The sequence below is a fragment of the Salinibacterium sp. NG22 genome, assembly GCF_015864925.1.
Lineage (GTDB): Bacteria > Actinomycetota > Actinomycetes > Actinomycetales > Microbacteriaceae > Rhodoglobus.
The window spans coordinates 64837-89393 of record NZ_JADYWG010000004.1 but is presented as its reverse complement, the minus strand read 5'-3'; the positions used below and the strand labels follow the sequence as shown (position 1 = coordinate 89393).

26 protein-coding genes are annotated in these 24557 nt (G+C 62.4%); 10 read left to right on the top strand and 16 right to left on the bottom strand.

Annotated features, from left to right (window positions below; genetic code table 11):
• The first annotated feature begins 22 nt into the window (after positions 1 to 22).
• Genes I6E81_RS14040 through I6E81_RS14030 form a run of 3 tightly spaced genes read left to right on the top strand, consistent with a single transcriptional unit; the run spans position 23 to position 2477 of the window.
• On the top strand, positions 23 to 877 hold the full coding sequence (locus tag I6E81_RS14040) for an ADP/ATP-dependent (S)-NAD(P)H-hydrate dehydratase (RefSeq protein ID WP_197108989.1): 855 nt from the start codon (positions 23 to 25) through the stop codon (positions 875 to 877).
• The gene (locus tag I6E81_RS14035) at positions 871 to 2169 is read left to right on the top strand and encodes a glycosyltransferase 87 family protein (RefSeq protein WP_197108988.1); all 1299 of its coding nucleotides are present in this window, start codon (positions 871 to 873) and stop codon (positions 2167 to 2169) included. The genes I6E81_RS14040 and I6E81_RS14035 overlap by 7 nt, the downstream gene beginning before the upstream one ends.
• Positions 2166 to 2477, top strand: a complete 312-nt coding sequence (locus I6E81_RS14030; RefSeq protein WP_100389925.1) for a thiamine-binding protein — start codon at positions 2166 to 2168, stop codon at positions 2475 to 2477. Before I6E81_RS14035 ends, I6E81_RS14030 begins: the two co-directional genes overlap by 4 nt.
• A 163-nt stretch (positions 2478 to 2640) precedes the next feature.
• Here the strand turns inward: I6E81_RS14030 and I6E81_RS14025 are convergent, their stop codons facing one another.
• The 6 genes from I6E81_RS14025 to I6E81_RS14000 form a co-directional block, all read right to left on the bottom strand.
• Entirely contained in the window at positions 2641 to 3312 is a 672-nt protein-coding gene (locus I6E81_RS14025) for a response regulator transcription factor (RefSeq protein ID WP_197108987.1), read from the bottom strand.
• 38 nt (positions 3313 to 3350) lie between these two features.
• Positions 3351 to 4604 (bottom strand): hypothetical protein, encoded by a 1254-nt coding sequence (locus tag I6E81_RS14020; RefSeq protein WP_197108986.1) that lies wholly within the window; start codon positions 4602 to 4604, stop codon positions 3351 to 3353.
• Complete coding sequence (locus I6E81_RS14015) at positions 4601 to 5764, bottom strand: sensor histidine kinase (protein ID WP_197108985.1); 1164 nt, start codon at positions 5762 to 5764, stop codon at positions 4601 to 4603. The genes I6E81_RS14020 and I6E81_RS14015 overlap by 4 nt, the downstream gene beginning before the upstream one ends.
• A 116-nt stretch (positions 5765 to 5880) precedes the next feature.
• The gene (locus I6E81_RS14010) at positions 5881 to 7086 is read right to left on the bottom strand and encodes a homoserine O-acetyltransferase (RefSeq protein ID WP_197108984.1); all 1206 of its coding nucleotides are present in this window, start codon (positions 7084 to 7086) and stop codon (positions 5881 to 5883) included.
• Between the two features lie 132 nt (positions 7087 to 7218).
• On the bottom strand, positions 7219 to 8538 hold the full coding sequence (locus I6E81_RS14005; protein WP_197108983.1) for a bifunctional o-acetylhomoserine/o-acetylserine sulfhydrylase: 1320 nt from the start codon (positions 8536 to 8538) through the stop codon (positions 7219 to 7221).
• Positions 8539 to 8638: 100 nt separating this feature from the next.
• A complete protein-coding gene (locus I6E81_RS14000) occupies positions 8639 to 9733 on the bottom strand; it encodes an acyltransferase family protein (protein ID WP_197108982.1) in 1095 nt (364 codons plus the stop codon).
• Between the two features lie 106 nt (positions 9734 to 9839).
• On the opposite strand from I6E81_RS14000, the gene I6E81_RS13995 reads away from it, so the two are divergent.
• A complete protein-coding gene (locus I6E81_RS13995; RefSeq protein WP_197108981.1) occupies positions 9840 to 10832 on the top strand; it encodes an NAD-dependent epimerase/dehydratase family protein in 993 nt (330 codons plus the stop codon).
• A 69-nt stretch (positions 10833 to 10901) separates the two neighbouring features.
• Complete coding sequence (locus I6E81_RS13990) at positions 10902 to 11675, top strand: SDR family oxidoreductase (RefSeq protein ID WP_197108980.1); 774 nt, start codon at positions 10902 to 10904, stop codon at positions 11673 to 11675.
• Here the strand turns inward: I6E81_RS13990 and I6E81_RS13985 are convergent.
• Positions 11672 to 13201 carry an MFS transporter gene (locus tag I6E81_RS13985; protein WP_231604412.1) on the bottom strand — a complete coding sequence of 510 codons (1530 nt, stop codon included), beginning with the start codon at positions 13199 to 13201 and terminating at the stop codon, positions 11672 to 11674. The two genes, I6E81_RS13990 and I6E81_RS13985, sit on opposite strands and share 4 nt — an antisense overlap.
• 44 nt (positions 13202 to 13245) lie before the next feature.
• Here I6E81_RS13985 and I6E81_RS13980 point away from each other — a divergent pair, with 44 nt between their 5' ends.
• Together I6E81_RS13980 and I6E81_RS13975 are read left to right on the top strand one after the other, a co-directional pair.
• Positions 13246 to 13926: a uracil-DNA glycosylase gene (locus tag I6E81_RS13980; protein WP_197108979.1), complete on the top strand. Its 681-nt coding sequence runs from the start codon at positions 13246 to 13248 to the stop codon at positions 13924 to 13926.
• Positions 13927 to 14003: 77 nt separating this feature from the next.
• Positions 14004 to 14510 (top strand): GNAT family N-acetyltransferase, encoded by a 507-nt coding sequence (locus I6E81_RS13975; protein ID WP_197108978.1) that lies wholly within the window; start codon positions 14004 to 14006, stop codon positions 14508 to 14510.
• 110 nt (positions 14511 to 14620) lie between these two features.
• On the opposite strand, the gene I6E81_RS13970 is transcribed toward I6E81_RS13975, so the two are convergent.
• The 3 genes from I6E81_RS13970 to I6E81_RS13960 are packed head-to-tail and all read right to left on the bottom strand — an operon-like array spanning position 14621 to position 16634.
• Entirely contained in the window at positions 14621 to 15391 is a 771-nt protein-coding gene (locus I6E81_RS13970; protein ID WP_197108977.1) for an ABC transporter permease, read from the bottom strand.
• Positions 15388 to 16278 (bottom strand): ABC transporter ATP-binding protein, encoded by an 891-nt coding sequence (locus I6E81_RS13965; protein WP_197108976.1) that lies wholly within the window; start codon positions 16276 to 16278, stop codon positions 15388 to 15390. Before I6E81_RS13965 ends, I6E81_RS13970 begins: the two co-directional genes overlap by 4 nt.
• Positions 16275 to 16634 (bottom strand): GntR family transcriptional regulator, encoded by a 360-nt coding sequence (locus I6E81_RS13960; protein WP_100389938.1) that lies wholly within the window; start codon positions 16632 to 16634, stop codon positions 16275 to 16277. The genes I6E81_RS13965 and I6E81_RS13960 overlap by 4 nt, the downstream gene beginning before the upstream one ends.
• A 141-nt stretch (positions 16635 to 16775) precedes the next feature.
• Here I6E81_RS13960 and I6E81_RS13955 point away from each other — a divergent pair, with 141 nt between their 5' ends.
• Positions 16776 to 18191: an amidase gene (locus I6E81_RS13955; protein ID WP_197108975.1), complete on the top strand. Its 1416-nt coding sequence runs from the start codon at positions 16776 to 16778 to the stop codon at positions 18189 to 18191.
• A 2-nt stretch (positions 18192 to 18193) separates the two neighbouring features.
• Here the strand turns inward: I6E81_RS13955 and I6E81_RS13950 are convergent, their stop codons facing one another.
• Positions 18194 to 18613 carry a hypothetical protein gene (locus I6E81_RS13950; protein WP_197108974.1) on the bottom strand — a complete coding sequence of 140 codons (420 nt, stop codon included), beginning with the start codon at positions 18611 to 18613 and terminating at the stop codon, positions 18194 to 18196.
• A gap of 835 nt (positions 18614 to 19448) precedes the next feature.
• Here I6E81_RS13950 and I6E81_RS13945 point away from each other — a divergent pair.
• Positions 19449 to 19802, top strand: a complete 354-nt coding sequence (locus I6E81_RS13945) for a siderophore-interacting protein (protein WP_010205043.1) — start codon at positions 19449 to 19451, stop codon at positions 19800 to 19802.
• 21 nt (positions 19803 to 19823) lie between these two features.
• Here I6E81_RS13945 and I6E81_RS13940 read toward each other — a convergent pair whose 3' ends face one another.
• Genes I6E81_RS13940 through I6E81_RS13930 form a run of 3 tightly spaced genes read right to left on the bottom strand, consistent with a single transcriptional unit; the run spans position 19824 to position 22559 of the window.
• Positions 19824 to 20291: a hypothetical protein gene (locus I6E81_RS13940; RefSeq protein ID WP_307784180.1), complete on the bottom strand. Its 468-nt coding sequence runs from the start codon at positions 20289 to 20291 to the stop codon at positions 19824 to 19826.
• The gene (locus tag I6E81_RS13935; RefSeq protein ID WP_197108973.1) at positions 20288 to 21700 is read right to left on the bottom strand and encodes an NAD(P)/FAD-dependent oxidoreductase; all 1413 of its coding nucleotides are present in this window, start codon (positions 21698 to 21700) and stop codon (positions 20288 to 20290) included. The genes I6E81_RS13940 and I6E81_RS13935 overlap by 4 nt, the downstream gene beginning before the upstream one ends.
• Before the next feature lie 58 nt (positions 21701 to 21758).
• Positions 21759 to 22559 (bottom strand): crotonase/enoyl-CoA hydratase family protein, encoded by an 801-nt coding sequence (locus I6E81_RS13930; RefSeq protein ID WP_197108972.1) that lies wholly within the window; start codon positions 22557 to 22559, stop codon positions 21759 to 21761.
• Positions 22560 to 22643: 84 nt separating this feature from the next.
• Between I6E81_RS13930 and I6E81_RS13925 the strand changes: the two genes are divergently transcribed.
• Positions 22644 to 22961, top strand: coding sequence for a DUF4333 domain-containing protein (locus I6E81_RS13925; protein ID WP_197108971.1), 318 nt, complete (start codon positions 22644 to 22646; stop codon positions 22959 to 22961).
• On the opposite strand, the gene I6E81_RS13920 is transcribed toward I6E81_RS13925, so the two are convergent.
• Both I6E81_RS13920 and I6E81_RS13915 read right to left on the bottom strand, forming a co-directional pair.
• Positions 22919 to 23782 (bottom strand): arginase family protein, encoded by an 864-nt coding sequence (locus I6E81_RS13920; protein WP_197108970.1) that lies wholly within the window; start codon positions 23780 to 23782, stop codon positions 22919 to 22921. The two genes, I6E81_RS13925 and I6E81_RS13920, sit on opposite strands and share 43 nt — an antisense overlap.
• Positions 23783 to 23806: 24 nt before the next feature.
• A complete protein-coding gene (locus I6E81_RS13915; protein WP_197108969.1) occupies positions 23807 to 24544 on the bottom strand; it encodes a PspA/IM30 family protein in 738 nt (245 codons plus the stop codon).
• Positions 24545 to 24557 lie beyond the last annotated feature (13 nt).

The window sequence follows — 24557 nt, the reverse complement described above, 5'->3', positions numbered from 1 at the left end:
TTCTCAACTATCGTTGACATCCATGGAGACTGAGCCGATGTGGGGTGCTGCTGAGGCGGCACGTCACATCGCTCTGCCCCAGGACTCTGATGACAAGTACTCCCGCGGGGTGCTTGGCTTGATCACGGGATCTGCGCAGTATCCGGGGGCCGCCGTTATCGGTGTCGAAGCTGCCGCTCGAACCGGGGTGGGCATGATCCGCTACCTCGGTGCTGAGCGTGCCGAGAACCTGATTTTGCAGCGTCGCCCCGAAGCGGTCATGGCTGACGGCCGGGTGCAAGCCTGGCTGATCGGGTCGGGCATGGACCATGCCGACCGTGAGCCGGATGCTGAGAAACGCATTGCCGCGGCGATCAGTCAGAACGTGCCCATTGTGCTCGACGGGGGAGCCCTTGACGTAGTGCACCGCGTGAACACCCCGACGGTGATCACCCCGCACTACCGTGAACTTTCCCGGCTGCTTGGCGAACCTGTCGACGATATCGCTGCGGCGCCGCGTGACTGGGCGCAATCCGCCGCGACCACACTCGGCTGCACCGTGCTGCTCAAGGGCCACACGACGTACATCTCCGACGGAACAACGACAGTCGCGGTTGCGGCTGCACCGGCCTGGTTGGCTACCGCTGGCGCCGGTGACGCTCTCGGCGGCATCCTCGGGGCTCTGGTCGCAACTCACAGTGACGCGGTGCTCGCCGATCCGGCACAGCTCGTGGGGCTCGCTGCCGCCGCGTCTTACGTTCACGGCCGCGCCGCGCAGGTCGCCAGCGCTGGCGGCCCGCTCACCATTCTCGACCTGTGTGCTCACGTTCCGCCGATCGTCGCGGAACTTGCGGCGATCGCTGGCGGCACTGCACCTGCTTCTGCAGCGGCGTGCTGAACCGCCACACCGTCAGCGCCTTCGCGCTCTGGCTTCTCTTTATCGCCGTGCATCTCGTGCTGGGGCTGCTCAACCTTCAGGGCCCCGGAAACCCCTTCGGGGACGTCACTATCGTGTACGCCGGCTGGGCGCAGCAGGCCTACGCCTCGGGCATCGTGGTGGGCGTCGATATGCCGTGGGTGTATCCGCTGCTCGCGATCGTGCCGATTCTCGCGTCTGTCACCTTCGGGATCGGGCACATTGGCGCGACCTGGCTGGCCCTCGTGATGCTCCTCAACCTCGTCGCGCTTGGTTTTCTCACCCGCTGGGGTCGCTCGCGCGCGGGAGTGATTATCGGATGGTGGTGGCTGGTCTTCTTGCTGGCGCTCGGCCCGATTGCGCTCGGTCGCATTGACGCGGTGACGGTAGCTGTCGCGCTTGTCGGAGTGCGGCTGCTGAGCAGGCACCCGCGAGCGGCAGGAATCGTGTTGGCGTGTGCCACCTGGATCAAGGTGTGGCCTGCAGCACTCCTGCTCGCGGCGTTCATCACGCTGCGCGATCGCTGGGCCATTGCGATCGCTGCCGCGGGAACGACTGCCACGGTCGTGGTGTTCGCGCTGTTGGCAGGCTCCGGGATGAACATCTTCAGCTTTGTCAGCGAGCAGACGGGCCGCGGCATCCAGATTGAATCTCCCGTCGCCGCGTTCTGGCTCTGGCAGGCCGTCGCCGGCGTGCCCGACACCTTCATTTACTATGACGCCTCGATTCTCACTTTCCAAGTGACCGGAGCTGGAGTGCAACTCGCGGCGGCCCTCATGACACCGCTGCTGGGAGTGGTCATTCTTGTTATTGCTGTGCTGGGCGTGCGAGCAACGCGCGCGGGCTCCTCAACTCTTGGCGTTTTTTCGATGGTGAGTCTCGCCCTCGTGACTGCGCTCATCGTGGTCAATAAGGTCGGTTCGCCTCAGTTTGTTGGCTGGCTCGCGGTACCGATCGTTCTTGGGCTGCTCACCGCTCGCGCCGAGGGGTCGCTTCGGTTCCGGAAGCCCGCGGTGCTCGCCCTCGTCATCGCTGCCCTTACCCAACTGGTGTATCCGTACTTTTATGACCAGCTCTTGGCTGCCGACCCCATCATGGTTGCCATCCTGACAGTGCGAAACGTGCTCCTTCTCGCCCTGTTGGTGTGGGCAATCGTGCAGCTCGTACGGCTCGGTTCTCGCTCGTCTGCGAGCGGGGAACACACGCCGCAGCCGTTCTTCTCAACCCCCTACAGCCCGCCCCTCGAACGCCCCACGGCAAAGGAGTCAGCATGATCGTCGCATTCTCAATCGCACCCAGTGGTGGTTCCGACGGAACCGATTCGGTCCACGATGCCGTAGCTGCCGCCGTAAAAGTGGTGCGCGACTCGGGGCTTCCGAACCAGACCGACTCGATGTTTACGACCATCGAGGGAGACTGGGACGAAGTCTTTGCCGTCGTCAAGGCCGCGACAGAAGCTGTCGGGCAATTTGGTTCCCGTGTCTCGCTCGTGCTGAAGGCCGACATCCGCCCCGGTCGCACCGGGGAGATGACCGGCAAGGTTGAGCGCCTCGAGCAAGCGATCATCCGCGCTGAGAGCTAGTCGCTGAGCGCCAGCATCAGCATGTGCGCGAGCACGCATTCCGTGCATTCCGTGCATTCCGTGCATTCCGTGCATTCCGTGCAACCCGCGCAACGCAATCGCCCTGTCCCACACGCAGTGGGACAGGGCGATTGCGTTGAAGCGTGGTGCCGAGCGGTGCAGCCTAGAGGTGGTGCATCGTGTCGGTCTCGATGAGGATGCCGTCTTCGAGGGCGCGCTTGCGCAGCGCTACCTTGGTGCCAACATCGAAGCCTGCGACGCGGTACTTCTCGCGAATGCGCTTGAGGTAGCTCTTGGCGGTCTCTTCAGAGATGCTGAGTTGGTAGGCGACCGACTTGACGGGCTCGCCGCCGCCGTAGAGCGCCATGACGCGACGTTCTTGGGCGCTGAGCTTGGGGGCTCCACCGATTTCGTCGGCGTTGATCGCCAAGTCGAGTTCGGCGGAAATGAACGACTCACCCTTGGATGCTGCGCGGATCGCTTCCACGATCATGTCAGCGTCTTCGCTCTTGACGAGGTAGCCGAGGGCACCAGCGGCGAGAGCTTCGCGAACCACGTTGGGCTCGGAATAGGTGCTCATGAGGACGACGCGCACGTTCATCGACTTGAGGGTGTTGATCTTGAGCGAGACCGGGATGTTGTCTTTGAGGTCGAGGTCGAGAAGCACAACGTCGACGGGGAACTCGGGGTGGATCGTGAGTTCGGGCCACGTCGGCACGGCAACAACCATGTCGATGTCGGCGGCGGCCTGGCGAATCCACTCGGTGAGCGCACCGAGCAACATTCGGTGGTCGTCAACGATGGCGAGCCGGATGCGCTTTGTTGGTTCAGTCACGATTAGGTCCTCTGGTCGTTCGTCTTATCTTACGAAAATTATTGGTCGGCGGGGTTCTCGACGAGGCATTCAATGTCGAGGCGCACGCTGGAGTTCTCGATGGAGTCGGTATAGGTTCCGACCTTTGCGACCGCTTCCCACGTGGAGGCGTCGACACGATTTCGTGCCACTCCGGTTGAGCTGATCGAAATTCCGACCGCCACTTTGTCTTCGAAACCGGACGCCAAAACGGTAGTTGATGGCGCGATTGTGATGTGGACGGAGTTCTTGGCTCCGCGTTTGGTGGTGTCGGTCACAAAGAGCCACGCAGTGGACAGCAAGCCATCTCGCTGGGTGGGGTCGAGCAAACCGGCAAGGCTTCCCTTGTCGGTGAGTGTTACGGATTTGCCGAGCAGGTCAGACTCGGTGATCGCGTGATAAAGCCAGGTTTCGCGGCGCCCCTCAATGAGGTGCAGCCGCAATTCGGTGGCGAGGGATGCTGCGGTCGAGGCAATTTTGGGTTGCAACGGCAATTTGGTTGAACCGTTTGCCACGGAGTCGAGCAGCTTTTCAGCGGCGAGGTCGAGGCGGGCAAGTTCTTCGGATGCCATCATGCCGACGGCAAAGCGTGGCGCCGTGAGGGTGCTCTGTACGAGCACTCGGTCGAGTTCGACCTGCACGAGTTGGCGGAAGTTGACGATGAGGGAGAGCCCGATCACGGTGGGGAGCACGGCGAACGCCACGGTCGTGATCTGAGGCGCGATGTTGTCGTTGGTCAGGGGCACATTGACCACGATGGCGGCGGCTAAGCCTGCGCCGACGGCAGAGACAGCGATGATGATGTCGGCGCTGGGGCGAACCGTCAGCACAAGAAGCAGCGCCATTCCGGCCGCAACCGCGGAGGTCGCGTGGCCGCCGATGTTGTGCAGATCCCAGATGGCGAAGATGTCGAGCGCCATGACGGCGGCGAGACCCCCAAGGAAGAGCACGAACATCCAGAGCGGAAGTTGGCCGCTCGTGAGCTGCACCACCGTGATGGTGCCGATGATGATGATAATCAGCAGCACCCACGCGATAGCTGCGGTGACGGGGTTGGGGTAGATGTCCCATTGGATTACGAGCCACACAAGACCGTAGATCGCGCGAAGGCTCACCAGAATGGCCGCTCCGACGCCGACGAAACCGGTGCCGAGGCCAATGAGTCGGGGCGTGTCGTCGCCCGCGAGGCGCCGGACAGCGGCGCTCTTGGCATGGCGTGGTTTGCCGCCGACGATGACGCCGAGAGTGTTTTCTTCGGGGGGAGCGTAGGTCATCGGGGAACCTCCAAGACGACGGTCGTTCCGGAACCGGGCGTGGAGAACAGTCGTGCTTGCCCGCCGACTTCTTTCAACCGTGCGACGACGGACTCTTTGAAGCCGAGGCTTGCCGAATCTACATCGTCGAGGATGAAGCCGACACCGGAGTCGGTGATCATGGCGCGAACGGTGGTGTTGTCTTCGGTGATCGTGACGTGAGCTTCTGTAACGCCGGAATGGCGGCGAACGTTTTCGAGACACTCAGCGAGCGCGAGAAGGAAGGCATCGAGGACGTCGCTGGGGAGCAGGACTTGGCCGGTGCCGTGCCAGCTCACTTCGAGGCCCATGCGGCCGAAGCGCTGCTTGACCGACTCGAGCGTGGTGCCGAGCACCGTCTCGCTCACCGGGGCGCTGAGGTTGTAGTCGCCGGATGCTTGCGGTGTGGGAGTGGCACCGAGACGCAGCTGACGCAAGAGGCGGGCATCGTCGCCCGCTTGCTGACGCATTGCCTCTGCTGAAACGCCGACACCGGAGTGGGCGAGCAGAGTGAGGGTGGCCAGAACCGTGTCGTGAAGTAGTCGAGCACCCTGGCGACGCTGGGCTTCAGTCTCGCTTGCTTGACGTTCTGCCCGGTGGGCGCGACCGATGCTGGCGATGCGGCGCACGGCCTGCGGAACACCAGAGCTAATCCAAAAGCCGATGAGTGCCGCGAGGATCCAGCCGAAGATCACGAGGGCGAGAGTGCGCACGGGCGGTTGGAACGGCGCGAGCGAAATAATCGTGACGCTCGCGACGGCGAGAAAGCTGACGAGCAGCACGATGCGGCGCAGCAGGGTGGTTGTCAGCACGATGGCGAGGCAGGCGAGGGAAGCCGACGAGAGCTGGGCAACAGCGGAGAGCCCGGCCTGACTTGGCCCACCCGGTGTGCCGGCGATAAGCAGGATGGCGACGATGCCAACCACGAACGACGGGATGACCCAGCCGAGCGACCGGCTGTTTCCGGTTTGGAACTGCACAACGCCCATCACCACGTACAGCGGGAGGCATAGCAGCAGTGTTGTCGTCGACACTGCGTCGGGGATGCTCAGGCACACGACCGAAACGATCAGAAAACTGAGACTCGCTACTCGCGCAGTGCGCTGAAGTAGGCGATCTCGTTCTTTTGTGGTGAGGTCCATTTGTGGCAATGTTTGCACATTCCGCCCCTCCATCGGGGGTGACGCACCGCCGTTTGTCATGAGAAAGCGACATTTTTTCGCCCAACACGCTCGATGCGGGGTGATTCTCAGGAGATTTAGAGGGCGAGCAGGCGTTTTAGCTGGGCGCTCACGAGCGCATCTTCAATCAGGAAGCCGTCGTGCCCGAAGGGCGAATGGATGACATGCGGCAGCGCTCCATCGATATTGCCTGGCAGGTGCTCGGCAATGATCTCTTGGCCGGACACGGGGAAGAGTCGATCGCTGTCGATGCCCAGCACGAGCGCGGGCATCGTGGCGCGAGCCAGCGCTTGAGCGACGGTGCCGCGACCGCGCGCAATGTCGTGGGAGCTCATTGCTTCGACGAGGGTGACGTAGCTATTGGCATCGAAGCGGCGCGCGAATTTGTTGCCGTGAAAGTCGAGGTAGCTTTCGATGGCGTAACGGCCACCCTTGCCCCACGGGCTCACGTCGCTTTGCCACGTGCGGGCAAAGCGTTCATTGAGCTCGTCGGAAGAGCGGTAGTTGAGCAGTGCGAGGCGACGCGCCAGAGCGAGCCCGCGGTGGGGCCCGTCGCCATCGGCGGCATCGTAGTAAGCACCATCGGCGAAGGCAGGGTCGGTACGCAACGACTCGACCTGAACCGAGTTGTGAGCGATCTGGTCGGCCGTGGAGACCGGCGGTGCGGCCAAGATGGCAACTTTGTCGAGGCGATCCGGATGCGCGACCGCCCATTCCAGCGCGTGCATGCCGCCCATCGAGCCACCGATTACCGCCGCCCACTTGTCGATGCCGAGGGCATCGCTGAGGGCGACCTGGGCGGCTACTTGGTCGCGGATCGTGATGAACGGGAAGCGGGCGCCGAACTCGGCTCCGTCGGGGGCATGGGATGCCGGACCGGTGCTGCCTTGACAGCCGCCCAAGATATTGGGGGAGACGACGAACCAGCGGTCCGTGTCGATGGCTTTGCCTGGACCCACAAGATCGTTCCACCATCCGGCGGTAGCGTGTCCGTTTCCGGGGTTGCCCACAATGTGGCTGTCACCGGTGAGGGCGTGGGCGACGAGGATCGCGTTTGACGCGTCGTCGTTGAGAGCGCCGTGCGTTTCGTAAGCGATACGCGCTGAGGGAAGGCGGCGGCTGAACTCCAAAGCGAGATCGGTGACGGTGACGAACTGACGGTGACCTACCGGATCGCCCTCGCGCCACGCGCCCGTCGCCGGGGGCTTGCCGAGGAGCGAACGCACGTTTGCGTCAGTGATGAATGCCGAAGGAACAGTGTCTTCAGGTGTCTGCCAGTCCATGTCGTCTTAAGTATCGCGAACTATTCTGTGTGGCACGAAATTATTACGGAGCCGGTGGCTGCCGACCGCGTTAACGAGGCAGTGGCGGCAGCGCTCCGAAGAGCACTGCCGCCACTGGTGAAGCCAGCAGTCTTAGACGCGGGCGCGCGCCTCTGCGGCGGTAGCGCGTGCGGCATCAAAACCGGTTTGCAGGTCGGCCTTGATGTCCTCGATGTTCTCGAGGCCCACCGAGAGTCGCACCAGTCCTGGTGTTACTCCGGCGGTCAACTGCTGCTCGGGGGAGAGCTGCGAGTGGGTCGTCGATGCGGGGTGAATGATGAGGCTGCGCACGTCACCGATGTTGGCGACGTGGCTGAAGAGCTCGACACTGTTCACGAACGAGCGGCCAGCATCCACTCCACCCTTGAGTTCGAAGGAGAGAACTCCACCGACACCCTTGGGCGCGTACTTGTTGGCGTTCGCGTACCACGGGCTCGAGGGCAGTCCGGCGTAGTAGACCGTGTCAACGTCGTCGTGGCTGTCGAGCCACTCGGCGATTGCTTGAGCGTTCTGCACGTGACGCTCAATGCGCAGGCTGAGTGTTTCGATTCCCTGGATGAGCGAGAAAGCGCTGTCGGGGGAGATGGCCGAGCCAAGGTCGCGCAGCAACTGAACGCGGGCCTTGATGATGTACGCGATGGCATCGCCAAGAACGCCGGTGTAGCTGGCGCCGTGGTACGACGGGTCAGGCTCGGTGAGACCGGGGAACTTGTCGACGTTCTTCGACCACTCGAACTTGCCGCCATCGACGATGACTCCACCCAGAACCGTGCCGTGGCCGCCCAAGAACTTGGTGGCCGAGTGAACGATGATGTCGGCGCCGTGCTCGAACGGACGAATCAGGTACGGAGTCGCGATGGTGTTGTCGACGATCAGCGGAACCCCAGCAGCGTGGGCGACGTCGGCGACGAGCTCGATGTCGAGCACGTTGATGCGCGGGTTGCCGATGGTCTCCGCGAAGAGGAGCTTGGTGTTGGGGCGGATAGCGGCAGCCCACTCGGCGGCGTCATCCTGATTCTCAACGAAGGTGGTCTCGATGCCGAGCTTCGCGAGCGTGTACTTGAAGAGGTTGTAGGTTCCGCCGTAGACGGACGACGACGAGACGATGTGGTCGCCAGCCTGCGCAATGTTGAGCACGGCGAACGTCGTTGCCGACTGGCCGGAAGCGAGCAACAGCGCTGCGGTTCCGCCTTCGAGCGCGGCTACGCGCTGCTCGACGACATCCTGGGTGGGATTCTGGATGCGGGTGTAGATGTTGCCGAATTCGGCCAGCGCGAAGAGGTTCTTCGCGTGATCCGCGTTGTTGAACACATACGCGGTCGTCTTGTAGATCGGTGTCGCCCGCGAGTTGGTCGTGGGGTCAGGCTGCGCGCCCGAGTGGATCTGCTTGGTTTCAAAGTTCCAGTCGCTCACGGCGGCCTCCTAGGTCGGTTGGTGGATCGGGATGTCCGCCACACTGTGAGCCTAAGCAGGCCCCGTGGGGTGGTCAATCACTCGTGAAATATGTCGTAACTCACCGTTTTTTAGTAGACAGATCTGTCTCTTTCGGTAAGGGGGCGAATACCCAGTTGGGTTTGGGCTCAATAATGGGCCGGAAAATCTTCTTGATCAGCGGAGTCGACAGCACGAGCGCGATACCGATGGAGCCGAGCACCATGCTCACGAGCCACATAGCCGAGGACCGTTCATCCATCAGTAGTCCGCTTTCGCGCAGTGGATAGAGGACGAAGCTGTGCAGGAGGTAGACGTACATGGTGGCCTGGCCGGCATCCGTTATCCACGTGTGGCGGCGAGGCACCAGAGCGAAGAACGCTGCGCTCAGCAGGATAGCGAGCGCGATGAGGCCGAGCCGGACCGCACCAGCCCACCACTGGTCTTCGCCAAGGCCCTGGTAGGAGTCGTCGTAGAAGAACCAGAAGCGCAGATTGATCGTGCGCCACAGTTCAATGTTGCTGAGGATGATGGCGATCCACCCGAAGAAGATCGTGACGGCGAGTGCCCGAATGAGCCAGACCGAGCGTTCGGCGACCTTCCAACGCTCCATGAGCTTCCACTCATTGAGTTTCCACCCCAGCACGAAGAAGGGAAGGATGCCGATGGCGCGAGAGAGCGAGAAGGTGCTGTCAACGTTGTCGAAGTAGCCGACCCCGACAGAGCCGATGATTGCCCACAGCAGCGGCCAGCGCAATAGTGCGAGGTACGGGAGCACCAGGCGGAAAATGCCGAGAGCGAGAAGGAACCAGAGCGTCCAGCTGGGCTTCGACGGGTTGAGGTCAGTCGTGCCCTCCGCGAAGAACTTCACGATCGACCAGATGGCTTCCATGATGAAGTACGGCAGCAGAATGTCGGTAAGAACCCGACGCATCTGAAGCGCCGATGGCGGGCCTGGCTTGGAGAAATAGCCACTGATAATCGCGAAGGCGGGCATGTGGAACGCATAGATAAAGAGGTACAGCGCTAAGGCGTTGTTGGAGTCGTACGTGAGCCGCTGGATACCGTGGCCAATCACCACGAGGGTGACGGCGAGAAAGCGGGCGTTATCCCAGTGGGGGAGTCGCACTTTGGGGGCGCGCGCAGGCGGCGAAGTGGTGAGAGAAGCTCCGGTCATTCGTCGAAGTGTAATCTGCGAGGCCGTGAGGTTCGTGTGCCTTTTCTCCAGTTGTGGGAACTAGATTGAACCGACAGCTCGCTGCAGGAACCCTTCGAGGAGACAAATGACTACCGTGCTCGTTACCGGCGCCTCGGGCTTCATCGCTAAACACATCGTCCGTGAGCTGCTGGAGCATGACTACTCGGTGAAAGCCGCAGTGCGCTCACACACGCGACAAGCCCAAGTTGAGGCGTTGTTTCCCGGTGCCGACCTGAGTTTTGTCTCCCTCGACCTGCTCTCCGACGAGGGCTGGGCCGAGGCGATGGTGGGGGTAGATGTGCTTCTCCACACTGCGTCACCCTTCCCGGTCGATGAGCCTAAGGACCCGCAGGAAATCATTCGCCCCGCTGTCGAGGGCACTCGGCGGGCGCTCGTCGCCGCGCAGGCCGCCGGCGTGCATCGTGTCGTCCTCACCTCCAGTTGCGCCGCAATCTATAAAGATTCAGCCAAGCCGCGAATGGATGTCTCGACGCCCGCGAATTGGACAGACCCGAAGCATCCTGACACCACCGCCTATGAGGCATCGAAGACCTTGGCGGAGCGAGCTGCATGGGCATTCGTAGCGGAGCACCCCGAGATGCAACTCACGACGATCAACCCCGGTGCCGTCTTTGGCCCGCCCATGGATGAGTACTACGCCACCTCGTTGGCGTATGTTGAGCGATTCCTCGGTGGCGTGGATCCGGCTTACCCCAAGTCGAACCTGCCCATCGTGGATGTTCGTGACGTTGCCCGCATGCACGTCACAGCGATTGACAGTGCGGTGGCGATCGGCAAGCGGTATCCCGCGAACGCAGGGGCGATGATGATTACCGAAGCCAGCACGGTGCTCAAGAATGCCTATCCGCAGCGCAAGATCACCACCCGGCAACTGCCCGACTGGCTCGTGAAAGTTGTTGCTCCCTTCAACCCCGCAGTGCGGGCGCTTGCCGGCTCCATCCAGCGCAACCTCGATGTTGATGGTTCTGATGCCCCGCGTGACTTGGGCTTTACCTATATTTCCTCCACCGATGCGATTCTGGCGTCGGCCGAATACCTCGTCGCGAACGAACACTAAAGCCCGCTTGCCTGCCGCGTGGGCGGCATCCGGTGGCTGGCCACTGCTCCAAGCCACTACCGTTAAAGGATGGCGATCAAGCGAGTAGTAGTTACCGGCGCAAGTTCAGGAATCGGCGAAGCGACTGCACGTCGTTTTGTGAAACATGGCTGGCAGGTGGTTGCTGTCGCGCGACGGGAGGAACGGCTTGCGGCGCTCGCGGCCGACACCGGCGTTGACACGTTCGTTGCCGACGTGACGAAACAGGATGACGTCGAGGCGCTCGCTGCCTACCTGCGTGAGCTTGGCCCCATCCACGCGCTCGTCAACAATGCGGGCGGTGCGCTCGGCGTCGCGAGCGTGGAGGAGAGCGACGCGGATGACTGGATCCGGATGTTCGACGTCAACGTTGTGGGAACCAAGCGCGTTACCAGTGCGCTCTTGCCATTGCTGCGCGAAGCGATCGTAGAGGGCGACACGGCGAGCATCCTCATGATTACGTCAATTGCGGCATCCGTGCCTTACGAGGGCGGCAGCGGCTACAACGCGGCCAAGTTTGCCCAGCACGCCCTGACGGCTGTGTTGCGGCTCGAGCTTGCTGGCGAGCCGATCCGAGTGATCGAGGTTGCTCCCGGCATGGTGAAGACCGAAGAGTTTGCGCTCGTTCGTTTCGGCGGCGACGCGGCCAAGGCTGACACCGTCTACGAGAACGTGCCCGACCCGCTCGTCGCCGATGACATTGCCGAAACAATTGTGCACGCCCTTGAACTGCCGCCGTTCGTGAACCTTGACCTCATCACGATCAAGCCTGTTGCCCAGGCCGCACCGTTCAAAATGATCCGCGGCGAACTGAAGGTTCGTTAGTCGTTGCTATTTCCTGGGGCTGTCGTAGGTTCGGCGCTCTCGGTCGCAGCGTCGTCCGCTCCGGCTCCTGCCACTGGAACGAGCTCCTCGATCTCGTCCACGACGTCGGCGAACGCGAGCTTTGGCACCAAGAACAGGAGCACGGCTGCGACGAGTGCACCAACACCGCAGATGGTGAACACCGTCAGGTAGCCGAACAGGCTTGAGGCGGTTTCGGTGACAGCGGATGCCGCCCCGGCCAGCAGAACGATGGCGAAGATCGCCGAGGCGAACGAGCCACCAATTGTCTTGGTCGTGTTGGTGAGAGCGGTTGCGATGCCGGTCTGGCCTCGCGGAGCAGCGGCTGCGGCCGCAGCGGGGAGTGCCCCGACGAGGGCACCCGAGCCGAGGCCCGCGATGCTCATGTTGAGGAACACGCTCAGCACTGTCGCGTGGAATGGCAAGAACATCAGGTAGCCGGTTGCGACAAAGAAGGTGGCCACGATGAGCGCGACGCGCGGGCTCTTCCACTTCGACAGAATCGGGAAGAGAAGCGCTCCCACGATCATCGAAACGAGGTAGGCGCCGATGATGTACGAAATCTCATCCGATTCCATGCCGAGGCCGTACCCATTGATCGGGTCGGTGCCGGCGAAGGTCGCGAGCGGTGCCTGAGCGCCGAGCAAGCTAATGCCGACGAGCCCCGCCGTGAGTTGGATGGGCCACATGCTCGGGTCGCGCAGCATCCGAAGATCGATGGCGGGGTCTTTCTGACGTAGCTCGTAGCGGCCCCATGGGATAAAGGTGGCGACACCGGCGAGCATGACGAGGTAGACCCACCATGCCGAGGGGCCGTTGATGCGCAAGAACGTAAGCCCCGATGTGATGAGTAAGAGGCCGATCGTGAGGATTACGAAACCCCAGAAGTCGAGGGTGCGGCCGGGCAGCGGTTTCGATTCGGGAACGCCGAACAGGATCACGAAGAAGACGATCGTTACGGCGATCGCGGGGATCATCAGAGTCTGTTGAACGTTTTCGCCGAAGGCTTTGAAGATGCGGCCGCCACCGATGGCGCCCATGATTGCACCGGCTTCGAGGGCAACCACCAGGAATCCTGCGGCCCGACGGGTCTGTGATGCGCCCATGCCGGTGACGCGTCCACGGTCAAAGATCAGTGCGACTTCGAGCGGGAGCCAAACAACGTAGAAACCTTGCAGAGCCCACGCGATCAAGAAGCTCGTGAAATCACCGGTGAAGGCGAGCCACCAGGTTGCGCCGGCGGTGAGAACGGTCGAAATGAGCAGGATGCGCTTGTGGCCGTGCATGTCGCCGAGCTTCGCCAGAATCGGCACCACAATGGCGCTCAGCAGCAGCTGCGCAGCCTCGAACCAGTTGAAGTCTGCATCGCGGATGCCGAGGTGATCGACAATGTCAGGGATCAGTGGGATGTAGTACCCCTGAATGATTCCGCTCACCAGCTCGACAAAGAAGAGGTAGCCGATGAGGCCCATCGTGATGGCCCCGGATTTTCCGCGCAGGAATGACATGAACGGATGCTATCGGTAGACAGGGCGCGCATTAGCGTAGTGACATGGACTTGAGCAGTGTCGACCCCGGGTGGTCTCGCGAATTGCACCCGTTCGAGGGTCAACTGGACGCTGTTCAGGCATTTCTTGAGGCAGAGACCGCCGCTGGCCGCGACTGGCTCCCCGAACCGGATGCCGTGCTGCGCGCCTTCGAAGCGCCCCTTGATGGCGTGCGAGTACTCATCGTCGGCCAAGACCCGTACCCCACGCCCGGGCACGCCGTGGGGCTCGCGTTCTCGGCCGACCGGGCGGTGCGACCGCTACCGCGGAGCCTCGGAAACATTTACAAGGAACTGAACGACGACCTCGGCATCCCGCCCGCTGCGCACCCCGATTTGAGCGCGTGGCAACGCCAAGGCGTGCTGTTGCTTAACAGGGTACTGACGGTGCAGGCGGGGGAGACCGGCTCCCATCGTCGACACGGGTGGGAAGAGGTGACGGCCCACGCGATTCGGGCGCTCGCGGCGAGGCCGCAGCCACTTGTTGCGGTGCTGTGGGGCAAGGATGCGGCATCCGTTGCGCCGTTGCTGGGGGATACGCCGGTGATCGTGAGCGCTCACCCGAGCCCGCTGTCTGCCCGCCGCGGGTTCTTCGGTTCGAAGCCCTTTAGTCGAGTAAACGCTGCGCTCGAGGCGCAAGGGGCTGCGCCTATCGACTGGCGAATCGACCCGTCACCAGCCCCATAAAATAAGAGTCTCGTCACCCTCGGGGCGAGACAGTCTTCACCATTCGCATTCTTTGTCACGACACCTCGGGAGCACCCATGGCACACCACTTCAGAGACGCCATCGCGGCAGATGATGCGGCGCTCGCCGAAATCTATGGCCATTACGTGAGCACGACCGTTGTGACCTTCGACATCGTCGAGGTCACGCCCGAGATCATGACTGCCAAGCGAATCGGCGTCGACGAGTCGGGACTTCCGTTCATCGTCGCTGTCGACGACAACGAGCGCGTGCTCGGTTATGCCGCCATGTTTCCGTGGCGCCCCAAAGCTGCCTACAAGCACACCGTCGAAGGGTCGATCTATTTGTCACCGGCCGCCACCGGTCAGGGCGTGGGCGGCGCACTGCTCACCGAACTGCTCGATCGCGGACGGCAGATCGGTATCCGCGAAGTCATTGCCGTGATCTCGGATGAGGGCACCGAAGCGTCTGTGCACCTTCACCAGAAACTGGGCTTCGAATCCATCGGGCACCTCAAGCGCGTTGGCTTCAAGTTCGACCGCTGGGTCGGCACCTACCTGCTGCAGAAATCGCTCGACGCGTAGAGCTTCGCCCACGAACAAAAACTTCACGAACGCACGGATGCCCGGCCTCCCGCAAGGGGAGAGCCGGGCATCCGCGTCTCTGAGTTGTTCTAGCGACCGCAGCCTTAGAGCTACGCCGCGTTGCGCGGGGTAGCCCGCCGCAGCAGCGTGAATCCGGCCACGCCGCTGATCGCCGTGAGCACGAGACTCCACGCGGCCACTCCGAGTACGCCGAGGTCGACCAACGTGGCGCCCACTGCCGACCAGGAATCGGTGAAGGTGGCCAGCGCAATCAAGCCCACGAGCAGTGCCGCAACGACAATGAAGAACATCGTGACGCCGGTTGCCTTCCACCGCACCCAGACCGCAGCAATCGCGGAACCGAAGAAGAGGAAGAACAGGAACAGCACGAACGTAACGAAGATGCGTTCCGGCGCAGATTCACCGAAATAAATCGGTGCAAACATCGTTCCGCCCATGCCCCAGCCGTGGGTTGCCTTTTCGATTGCTCCGAGCACGGTGAGACCTGTTGTGTAGATCACGGCAAGAGCGATGAAGGCGAGAGCGCTGCCGAGGTAGTAGTCACGACGAGTGACGCCGTAGCCGAGTGCAAACGGGAACGTGATGCTGATCGCTTGAATCGCCACCACCATCATGTAGATGAAGATGAAGAAGCTGGATCCACCAAATTCTGTTCCCTCGAGTGCGCCTTCTCTTTGCTCGGGAGAGAGCGCCGAGTAGATCAGCCACCAGATCGTGAGCGACCCGACAAAGATCACTCCGAGAATGATCCACGGTAAGCCGAGGGTCGTCCAGGGGTTGGCGAAGTGCAGTTTCGTGACGCGCGTGATGCGCTTCAGGGGGCTTGCCGGCTGGGCGAGAGCCGTTGTTGTGGTCGTCATGCGCTGGCCTCGAATTCCTTGGTCTCGGTGCGGGTGAGTTGGATGATGAGCTGCTGCAACGACACCGGTGACAGTTCCAGCCCGGCAGCGTGCGCGTCGCGGCGCTCGCTCTCGCTAAGCCCGGCGACGGTCACGGAGCTGAGCCCGCCGATACCGTCGCGGTGCAACACTTCGCGGTTGCCGATGAACGCCTCGACGGCGGTCTTCATGCCGACAACGTTGGTGGCGCGATTGCGGAGAGTTTCGGCATCCTCGTTGATGAGGAGTTTGCCTTCGTCGATCACGAGAACGTGTTCGAGCAGGTTGCTGACCTCGTCAATGAGGTGAGTGGAGAGGATCACGGTGCGGGGGTGGGTGGCGTAGTCCTCAAGAAGGCGGTCGTAGAAGATTTGGCGAGCCACGGCATCCAACCCCAGGTAGGGCTCATCGAAGAAGGTGAGCGGTGCGCGTGAGGCGAGGCCGACGATGACGCCGATGGAGGAGAGCTGGCCGCGCGAGAGTTTCTTGATGCGGCGGTCGAGGGGGAGGCGGAAGTCGGCGATGAGGCGATCGGCAAAGTCTTGGTCCCAATTGGCGAAGAACCAGGGGGCAGTTGTGAAGACGTCTTTGGGGCGGAAGTCTTCGGGGTAGCGCTGGCTCTCTTTGATGAAGCAGGTGTTCTGCAGAACCTTGGCGTTCTCGACCGGGGGTTGGCCGAACAGTGAGATGGTGCCGCTGGAGGCGAACTCTTGGCCGGTGAGCAGCTGCATGAGCGTGGTCTTGCCGGCACCGTTGCGACCGAGGAGGCCGTAGATCTTGTTCTCTTCGACGGTGAAGCTCACGTCGTTGACGGCATTTACTCTGCCGAAGTGCTTGCTGAGGTTAGTGACCTCGATGGTGGGGGTCATGAGTTGTTCGCCTCCTTGGCGATCATCTGGGTGAGTTGGGCGGAGTCGATGCCGAGCTTTTCTGCTTCGGCCAAGAGGGGGCGAACGTACTCGCTGCTGAAGCTGTCGCGGCGGGCACCTTTGAGTTGTTCTTGAGCGCCGGTGGCGACGAACATTCCGATTCCTCGTTTCTTGTAGAGAATTCCTGCATCGACGAGCACGTTCACGCCTTTGAGGGCGGTCGCGGGGTTGATGCGATAGAAGGCTGCGAACTCGTTGATCGAGGGAGCCTGGCCTTCTTCGGGCAGTGCGCCGGAGATGATGTCGTTCTCAATGTTCTCGGCGACCTGCGCGAAGAGGGGGCGAGAGTCATCCATCTGAGCCTCCTTTCTGAGTGCGGGCGGTGATCTAGCGGTGCCGCGGTCTTGCGGTCACAGCGCGGTGGCTAGTTGGTTAGTTGGTGATGTAACTAACCAACCAGCATGGCGGGTCGTTGTCAACCCCCTTAGGCTGAATCCGTGTCAGAACTTCATCGCCTCACCGCCCTTGAGCAGCTCCATCTCATGCGAGCGGGCGAGCTCAAGCCCAGCGAACTCGTGGAGTGCTATCTCGATCGCATCGAACGGCTGAACCCTGAGTTGGGCGCCTTCACGGTCGTGACTCCGGATGCTGCGCGCCAGCGTGCTGCGGAGCTCGAGGCTTCTGGCTCCCGCGCCTCCGCTCTCTGGGGACTGCCCTCGGGCGAAAAAGACTTGTGGGCCCGCGCCGGAGTGCGCACCGCGTATGGATCGCGCGCCTTCGCCGATTTCGTGCCCGAGGTGTCGGATGAGATTGCCGACGTTCTCGATAACGCCGGCGCGATCAGCCTCGGCAAAACAGCGACTCCCGAGTTCGGCCTCCCCGCCTATACCGAACCACTTTCGGATGCCCCGGCCGTGAACCCCTGGGACGCCACGCTGGGCTCCGGCGGCAGCAGCGGGGGAGCGGCAGTCGCGGTCTCCGCGGGGCTCTTGCCCTTCGCGCCTGGCTCGGACGGCGGTGGCTCGATTCGCATTCCCGCCGCGGCGACCGGACTCGTCGGCCTCAAGCCGTCGCGCGGTCGCGTGCCCGCGGGCAGCGGCTTCGGTAGTCTCGGCCAGCTTCCGGTGACCGGGCCTCTCGCTCGTACTGTGGCGGATGCTGCCCTCCTCCTCGATGGCATCGCCGGCCCTTCGCCGTTCTCTGTTGGCCCGCCCACGTGGGACGGCGGCGCCTTCCTCAACGCCGCGATCCGCGGTGAGGGCACCTTCAACATCGGCGTCATGACCACCTCGCCGTGGGATGACACCTACGAGATCAGCGTCTCGCCAGAAGCTCAGGATGCTCTCACCCTCGCTCGCACCGCGCTCGACCAGCTCGGTCACGGCAGTGAAGATTTCGCGCTCGACCCCTCACCTGAATACGCCAAAGCCTTCACGGTGCTGTGGCAAGCGGGAGCCGCCGGAATCCCGCTCGACGGCGAGCAACTCGAGCTTGTGGAACCCCTCACGAAATGGCTTATCGAAAGCGGGCGTCGGATGAGTGCGCGCGACGTGGGCGTCGCCATCGCGACGCTGTCTCGGTTCGAGCGCAGCGTCATCCGCCAGTTCTCGACCTACGATGCCGTGCTGACCCCGGCGATGGCGATGACACCGCGCCCGCTCGGCTGGTTTCATGCCGAGGATGCCTTCGAGAACTTCGCGAAGCAAGTGCAGTACACGCCGTGGACGAGCTTCGTCAACGTCTCAGGCCTGCCCGCGATCAGCCTCCCCGTGCACGAAACCGCGGAAGGCCTGCCGATGGGCGTGCAACTCATTGGCCGCCCCGGTCGCGAGGATGTGCTGCTCGCGATTGGCTCGCAACTCGAGCGCCGCTTCCAGTGGGGCTCGCGGCATCCGGTGGCGTTTGGGGCTTAGTGCTACTGGTTCGCTTTCCAGCTCTCGTCTTGGTCGGGAGCGAAGTGCACACCTAGCGACTTCGCTAGTGCTCGCATCTGTTTCGAGAGAGTGCGCCACTCCTTCTCGGTGATCTCGCCGATTTCGAACCCGACTCCGCGCACAGCACCGTCGGCGATGAAGATCGTTGCGCCAGCCACGGAACCGAGGGCAAGATCAGCGTGCGCGGCAGAAAGCCACACGGCGGGTTCGGTGATGGTGCCGCCGCCACCCAAGCTCGCATCCATCTCTAGGAGAGCGTGATGCACGACCTCAGAGTCCAACGGCTGGCCGACGGCAAGATCGTCGGGGTCATAGTCGCGAGGCGCGATCATGAACTCGTCCTCTTCCAGTTGCGCAAGGGCTGGAGCCGACTTGTCGGGGGCGACTCTGGGTTCAGACACAAACTCCGGAGGATTGCGCAACGAATCGAAGTCGCTCAGAGGTCGTGTGACCAGCGGGGCGAGGATCGATGCACCACGAGGGTCATCTCGCGCTAGAGCGGTCCAATCACCAAACTCGGTTGAGAACCAGGAAAAGAACTTCTCAAACGAAACCCTCTTCCCATGAAACATTCCAGTCGCAGCCCACATGTCGAGTGAATTCAGCTTTGGAGTGGGGGCGAAATCCGCCCGGTACACCAGCGTGTTGAAATGAGCGTGGTTTTTTCCTCCCCAGTTGTAGAGACTGAAGTGGGTTGACGGCTCAAGGCGCCGCAGAACTTCAAGGATGTAGCTTGGCAATGCTTGAGCGATGTACTGGCGCCGACGGTACTTAACCTTGGGAATGAAGCCGAAGCCAATCGATTCATCTGTTCGCCACTCGGCCGGGATTAGGTTCGCTTCGTCAGACTCGGGAAAGGTCTGGACCCACCTCCATAGCGGCTCCACGCTGGCCAAAGAGCCATCCATCTCATTGATAGGTCCGCCACTAGCGGCCATCCAATGCGCTAACTCGGTGAGCCGAAACTCCCGCGTATTTTCCGCATGCGCCAAGTGGCGTTTGGCTTGCTCGCGACTGAGGTCACGAGGCTTGATGAGGATCACTTGGCTGCCCTTGTGGGCCGCTGATTGGGTGCAGTCTCACTGCTGTTGGTCATACTCGATTGTTGCAGAACAAAAGAAATACTTAGGTTCCTCAAAGCCGCGCGTCGTGCTGTCGTGGCGGCCGCGAAGCCGCTGCTTGGAGTCCGCCGAGAGGGCTTCGTTATTTAGGTAAGGCATGCCTATACTGGGATCAATGTTTCCCGAACTCTTCACCCCGCAGATCGCCTGGAATCCCCAGTCGGCTGACCGCGTGCTGCTCGCGGGAGACGAGACCTCGATCGACGCAATCTCGATGATTCTCGCGACACTGCCGGCCCGTTCACGCGGCCAAGTGTTTATCGAGGTCGATTCGGCTGACGACATCCAGCCGCTTTCGGCTCCCGGCCGTTTCAGCGTGTGCTGGTTGCTGCGCGAGCGCGGTCAAAGTGTTGCCCGTTCGGTCGACGCGTGGCTCAGCGAAATGCTGCCGGTCAGTGCCTTCGGCGAGAGCACCGTCTACGCGTGGGTTGCCCATCAGGGCCCCGCACGCCTGCTCAGCTCCAACTAGCTCGCGCCCAGCATCCGCCCGCTAACTTTTCGGGCTGCCTTTCGGCGCACGCGTTGATTTCGCGCGCACATAGCCACCCAACTCCAGCCCCGCCTCCACCTCAAAGCGGTTCGTCAGCGGGTTCTGTCCCGCCAACAGATACAGCGGGATGAACCACAACCCGTACTTGCGCCACTGCTCGCGGTGCACAGCCTCATGCGCGAGCACGTTATCGCTCGCGTTGTCGCAGGTGAGATACACGGCGCCAATCGTGGTGCCGCCACGACCAAAGGCCCAGCGAGGCACGTGCTCGGCAACGATAACGCCGCCCTGAGAACGCACTCGCAGTCCGCTCAGCACGCCACCCCACAGCAGCCCTGATGCTGTAGCAAACCAGTAGCCGGGTCGGGCAACGGCGGGGTGCAGCAGCACTCGCTGAGCACGCGGACTGTGTTCGGTGCGCGCCAAAGCGCGCCCGAGTCGCGTGCCCAGCGTTAGCGCTCGGCTCACGGGCGCCCGATGGTTTCGAGCAGTCGCAGCCACACCTCACTGATCGTGGGGTACGAGGGAACCGCGTGCCACAGGCGTGCGATAGGAACCTCGCCCACGATGGCGATGGTGGCCGAGTGCAGCAACTCCGCGACATCCTGACCCACAAACGTTGCGCCAATGATGACCTGACGTTCGCGGTCAATTACGAGTCGCGCGTGGCCTTCGTAGCCGTCGGCCTGCAGGCTCGCGCCGGCAACCCAACCGATGTTGTAGTCGACGACCTGAGCGTCAATGCCCTGCTTCTCGGCGTCGTGCGACATGACTCCCACCGAAGCGACTTCTGGGTCGCTGAAAGTGACTTGCGGAACAGCGCCGTGGTCGGCGGTCGCAACATGCGCACCCCAGGGAGCGTCATCCACGGTTTCGCCCTTAGCGCGGGCAGCAATCACGTCACCGGCAGCACGCGCCTGGTACTTGCCCTGATGAGTCAGAAGCGCACGATGGTTGACGTCACCCACGGCGTACAGCCAGTCAGTGTCGTGCACGAGCATCGTATCGTCGACCGAGAGCCAGTCGCCCGGAGTGAGGCCAACGCTCTCAAGCCCGATGTCGTTCGTGCGCGCGGCGCGACCAGTAGCAATGAGAACTTCGGATGCCGTAAAAGTGGCATCGTCGGTAGTGATCACGACGCCGTCAGCGGTGCGTTTCACGCTCGTGGGGGAGGCCGCAACGATCGTGACGCCGCGCTCCTTGAGCGCCTTCGCCACCATTTCGCCGGCGAATTCTTCCTGACCGTGGAGGAGTCCGCTGCGGGCAAACAGAGTGACTTCGGCACCGAGGTCGAGGTAGGCAGTGGCCATCTCGACGCCCACAACGCCGCCGCCGATGATGGCGAATGATTCGGGAACAACTTTCACCGAGGTCGCTTCACGCGGGGTCCACGGCTTCGCATCGATCAACCCGGGAATGTTGGGAAGCTTCGGATCGGAGCCGGTCGCGACGACGACGGCATGATTCGCCGTGAGGGTCGTGACGGTTCCGTCGTCAGCAGTGACGGTGACCTTCTTCTCTCCGTCGAGGCGAGCGTGACCACGCTCGAGCCCGATTCCCGCTTTCTTCACCCACTTCACTTGACCTGCGTCATCCCAATTGCTGGTGAAGCTGTTGCGACGCGCGAGGAGAGCCTCGACGTTGATGCCACCGGTGACGGCTTCGGCGGCGCCCGGTAGCTTCTCGACAGCACGAAGTGCGAGACCGCTGCGGATGAGGGCCTTCGATGGCATGCAGGCCCAGTACGAGCACTCACCGCCCACGAGTTCGCTCTCGATCAGTACGACGCTGAGCCCGCCCTGAACGGCGCGATCTGCAATGTTTTCACCAACCGCTCCGGCTCCAATGACAATGACATCCCAGTTATTCTCGGTCATTTCGAACTCCTTCGCGTTGGTGGTGCGCGTGTTGCCGGGGTTGGTTGTGCCGGCGATCCTACTTGCCGATGAACTCGGCGGTCGTGCGGGTCATAAAGGCTTCCATGCCAATTCTGGCATCTTTACTCTGGGCAACGGCTACGAGTGCCGGCTGAAGGCCAGCCTCAGCTGCGGCATCGCCTTCGCGAATCGCAAGGTTGGCATTGGCGAGAGCCGCCTGAACCGCGAGGGGAGCCTGGGCTGCGACGCGGTGCGCCAGTTCGAGGCCGCGCGCATACTGCTCACCGTGCGGAACGACCTCTTGCACCATCCCGATGCGGTACGCCTCGGCGGCATCGAAGCTGTCGCCGGTGAGAATCCAGCGCATCGCATTTGACCAGCCGACCTGGCGGGGGAAGCGGATGGTGGCTCCACCAAAGGGCAGGATGCCACGCGATACTTCGACCTGACCGAAGACGGTCGAATCAGCGGCGACGGCAATGTCGCTCGCCAACAGCAGCTCAATGCCGAGCGTGAGGCACGTGCCCTGCACCGCAATCACGACGGGCTTGGAGAGCTTCTCGCCCGAGACCTGCCACGGGTTGATGCCGCCCTCGGGAACCATATCGAGCCCGTCCGCTCCGATGCGGGGGCCGATGTCAGCGAGGTCGAGGCCACCCGTGAAGTGATCGCCGTGAGCAAAGACGAAACCGGCCCGCAGCTCGGGATCGCGCTCAAGCTCGCCATAGGCCAGCGCCAGCTGCTCCAACATCTCCATGTCGGCGGCATTGCGCTTGTCCGTGCGATTGAGTCCGATGAGCAAGACGTGACCGTCTCGCTCCACAGTGATTTTCGGCGTGCTCGTGTTGGCGTCAGTCATGTCTTCAGACTACGACTCACCGACCGTTCTGTCGCCGGATGCTGGCAATAAGCTCATACCCACACCAACTTTTCGGAGGCTCCTGTGTTGCGATCCGCAATCCTCGTACTTACGCTCGCGTCGACGGCGCTCATCGCCGGCTGCTCGAGTGAGCCTCCGGTAGAAGTCCCCGCGAGTGAGATCGCCGCCACGGCAGCAGGCGCGCTCGAACAATCCACGGGAGAACTGCCCGAAATGGACTGCGGTGACGACAGCATCCCGCTCAAGAACGGCACCAAGCTCGATTGCGTTCTCACCGACACCACGCTCGGTGAAGACTTCGACAGCCGTGTCACCCTCAGTGATGTCAACGGCGCGAACTACTCGGTTTCTGTCGAGGTTTCTGAAGAACCACGCGAATGAGTGTTGGCGCTGCTCAGGGCGCCAATCAATCGCAAAATGGTCGGCAGATCATCCACGGCATGGGCTGCGGATGACGGAGCAAACTCGGTAATGCCCGCTCCCGCAAGCGGGAACTTCGCGAGCACCGCGCGAATGGCTTCGGTGAGCGCGGACGCTTCGAGCCCGAACGGCACGGGGGAGCCGAGCCCGGCTAGTGCGGCAGGATCGAGCACGTCGAGGTCGATGTGCAAGTAGACGCTGTCGGCACCGGTGGCGGTGATGGCCTCGAGCAACGCTTCCGTTGAGAAGGTGGCAGGGCCCAGCATCCGGATGTCGGACTGCGTGATGTATTCATCTTCAGCAGTGTCGATCGAGCGCACTCCGGCCAGAATGACCCGATCAGCGCGCACCGGATGCTCGGGAACAAGTTCTGCCGGCCCATCACCCAGCAGGGTGCGCAACACCATGCCAGTGAACGCGCCAGACGGGCTGGAAGCCGCGGTGTGCAGGTCGGGATGCGCGTCAAACCACACCACGGCCGGTTGCTGAGCACTCACATGCTCGATTGCGGCGAGTTCAACGCCACAGTCGCCACCAATCGTGAGGTGAGGTGTGTCATCGGCAGCGAGAGCGTTGCGGGTGCGATCACGCACGAGCAGCAGCGAACTGTAGCGGTGGATGCCCGTGCCCTGGTGGTCGCCCGCCTCAAGCGGGACATCGACGGAGCGAGTCGCTGCGGAGGGAAGATCTCCCCGAATCGACTCGGCTCCGTCGACCAGCTGCATGGCTCGAGAAGAACCCGAACCCTGCCACTGGGGCACGACAACATAAGTGAGTGCCATGGTGTGAACTTTCGTGCGGGCGAACTATTCGCCGGCGGTGAGTGCCTGGGCGCCGCCAGCCTTCAGGGCAGCGAGTCGTGCTTCGACTTCGGTGACCTTGCCGAGGTCTTCGAGACCTTCGAACTGAGCATCGAGGCTGGATGCTGCAAGCTCCTGCTGACCGAGAACCTTGGCTTCTTCGCGACGGATCTTGTCTTCGAAACGACCGAGGTCGCTCGTCGGGTCGAGGAGGTCGATCGACTTGAGGGCATCGTGAACCTGCGACTGAGCTTCGACAGTCTTGGAACGGGCGACGAGCTCGTCGCGCTTTGCGGTGAGCTCGCTCAGCTTGGCGCGCATTCCGTCGAGGCCGCTCTTGAGCTGGTCGACGACCTGCGTCTGGGCAGCGATCGTGGGGGCAGCGGCGCGAGCTTCGTTCTCGGCAGAAACCTGACGTCCGATGGCGATCTTGGCAAGGTTGTCGAACTTGTCGGCGTCAGCGGCATTGCCGGCGGCGCGAAGTTCGTCTCCCTTGACGCTGGCGGCAAGAGCCTTGCGGCCCCAGTCCGAAGCAGCGTTGCGGTCTTCAACGTGGTCCTGCTCCATGAGGCGCAAGTTGCCGATGGTCTGAGCGACGGCGCTCTCCGCATCCGCAATGGAGTTGGTGTAATCACGAACCAGCTGGTCGAGCATGAGCTGCGGGTCCTCAGCCTGATCGAGGATTGAATTGATGTTCGCCTTCACCATTTGTGAAATACGACCGAGAATCGACTGCTTTGCCATGCGAAGTGCCTTT

Coding starts and splice junctions, on each gene's coding strand:
- I6E81_RS14010 (WP_197108984.1), bottom strand. CDS start 7,086: ATGGACTGGCAGACACCTGAAGACACTGTTCCTTCGGCATTCATCACT.
- I6E81_RS13945 (WP_010205043.1), top strand. CDS start 19,449: ATGTTTCCCGAACTCTTCACCCCGCAGATCGCCTGGAATCCCCAGTCG.
- I6E81_RS14030 (WP_100389925.1), top strand. CDS start 2,166: ATGATCGTCGCATTCTCAATCGCACCCAGTGGTGGTTCCGACGGAACC.
- I6E81_RS13915 (WP_197108969.1), bottom strand. CDS start 24,544: ATGGCAAAGCAGTCGATTCTCGGTCGTATTTCACAAATGGTGAAGGCG.
- I6E81_RS13975 (WP_197108978.1), top strand. CDS start 14,004: ATGGCACACCACTTCAGAGACGCCATCGCGGCAGATGATGCGGCGCTC.
- I6E81_RS13965 (WP_197108976.1), bottom strand. CDS start 16,278: ATGACCCCCACCATCGAGGTCACTAACCTCAGCAAGCACTTCGGCAGA.
- I6E81_RS14040 (WP_197108989.1), top strand. CDS start 23: ATGGAGACTGAGCCGATGTGGGGTGCTGCTGAGGCGGCACGTCACATC.
- I6E81_RS13990 (WP_197108980.1), top strand. CDS start 10,902: ATGGCGATCAAGCGAGTAGTAGTTACCGGCGCAAGTTCAGGAATCGGC.
- I6E81_RS13970 (WP_197108977.1), bottom strand. CDS start 15,391: ATGACGACCACAACAACGGCTCTCGCCCAGCCGGCAAGCCCCCTGAAG.
- I6E81_RS13995 (WP_197108981.1), top strand. CDS start 9,840: ATGACTACCGTGCTCGTTACCGGCGCCTCGGGCTTCATCGCTAAACAC.
- I6E81_RS14020 (WP_197108986.1), bottom strand. CDS start 4,604: ATGACCTACGCTCCCCCCGAAGAAAACACTCTCGGCGTCATCGTCGGC.
- I6E81_RS13985 (WP_231604412.1), bottom strand. CDS start 13,201: ATGTCATTCCTGCGCGGAAAATCCGGGGCCATCACGATGGGCCTCATC.
- I6E81_RS13935 (WP_197108973.1), bottom strand. CDS start 21,700: ATGACCGAGAATAACTGGGATGTCATTGTCATTGGAGCCGGAGCGGTT.
- I6E81_RS13980 (WP_197108979.1), top strand. CDS start 13,246: ATGGACTTGAGCAGTGTCGACCCCGGGTGGTCTCGCGAATTGCACCCG.
- I6E81_RS13920 (WP_197108970.1), bottom strand. CDS start 23,782: ATGGCACTCACTTATGTTGTCGTGCCCCAGTGGCAGGGTTCGGGTTCT.
- I6E81_RS14015 (WP_197108985.1), bottom strand. CDS start 5,764: ATGGACCTCACCACAAAAGAACGAGATCGCCTACTTCAGCGCACTGCG.
- I6E81_RS13960 (WP_100389938.1), bottom strand. CDS start 16,634: ATGGATGACTCTCGCCCCCTCTTCGCGCAGGTCGCCGAGAACATTGAG.
- I6E81_RS14000 (WP_197108982.1), bottom strand. CDS start 9,733: ATGACCGGAGCTTCTCTCACCACTTCGCCGCCTGCGCGCGCCCCCAAA.
- I6E81_RS13930 (WP_197108972.1), bottom strand. CDS start 22,559: ATGACTGACGCCAACACGAGCACGCCGAAAATCACTGTGGAGCGAGAC.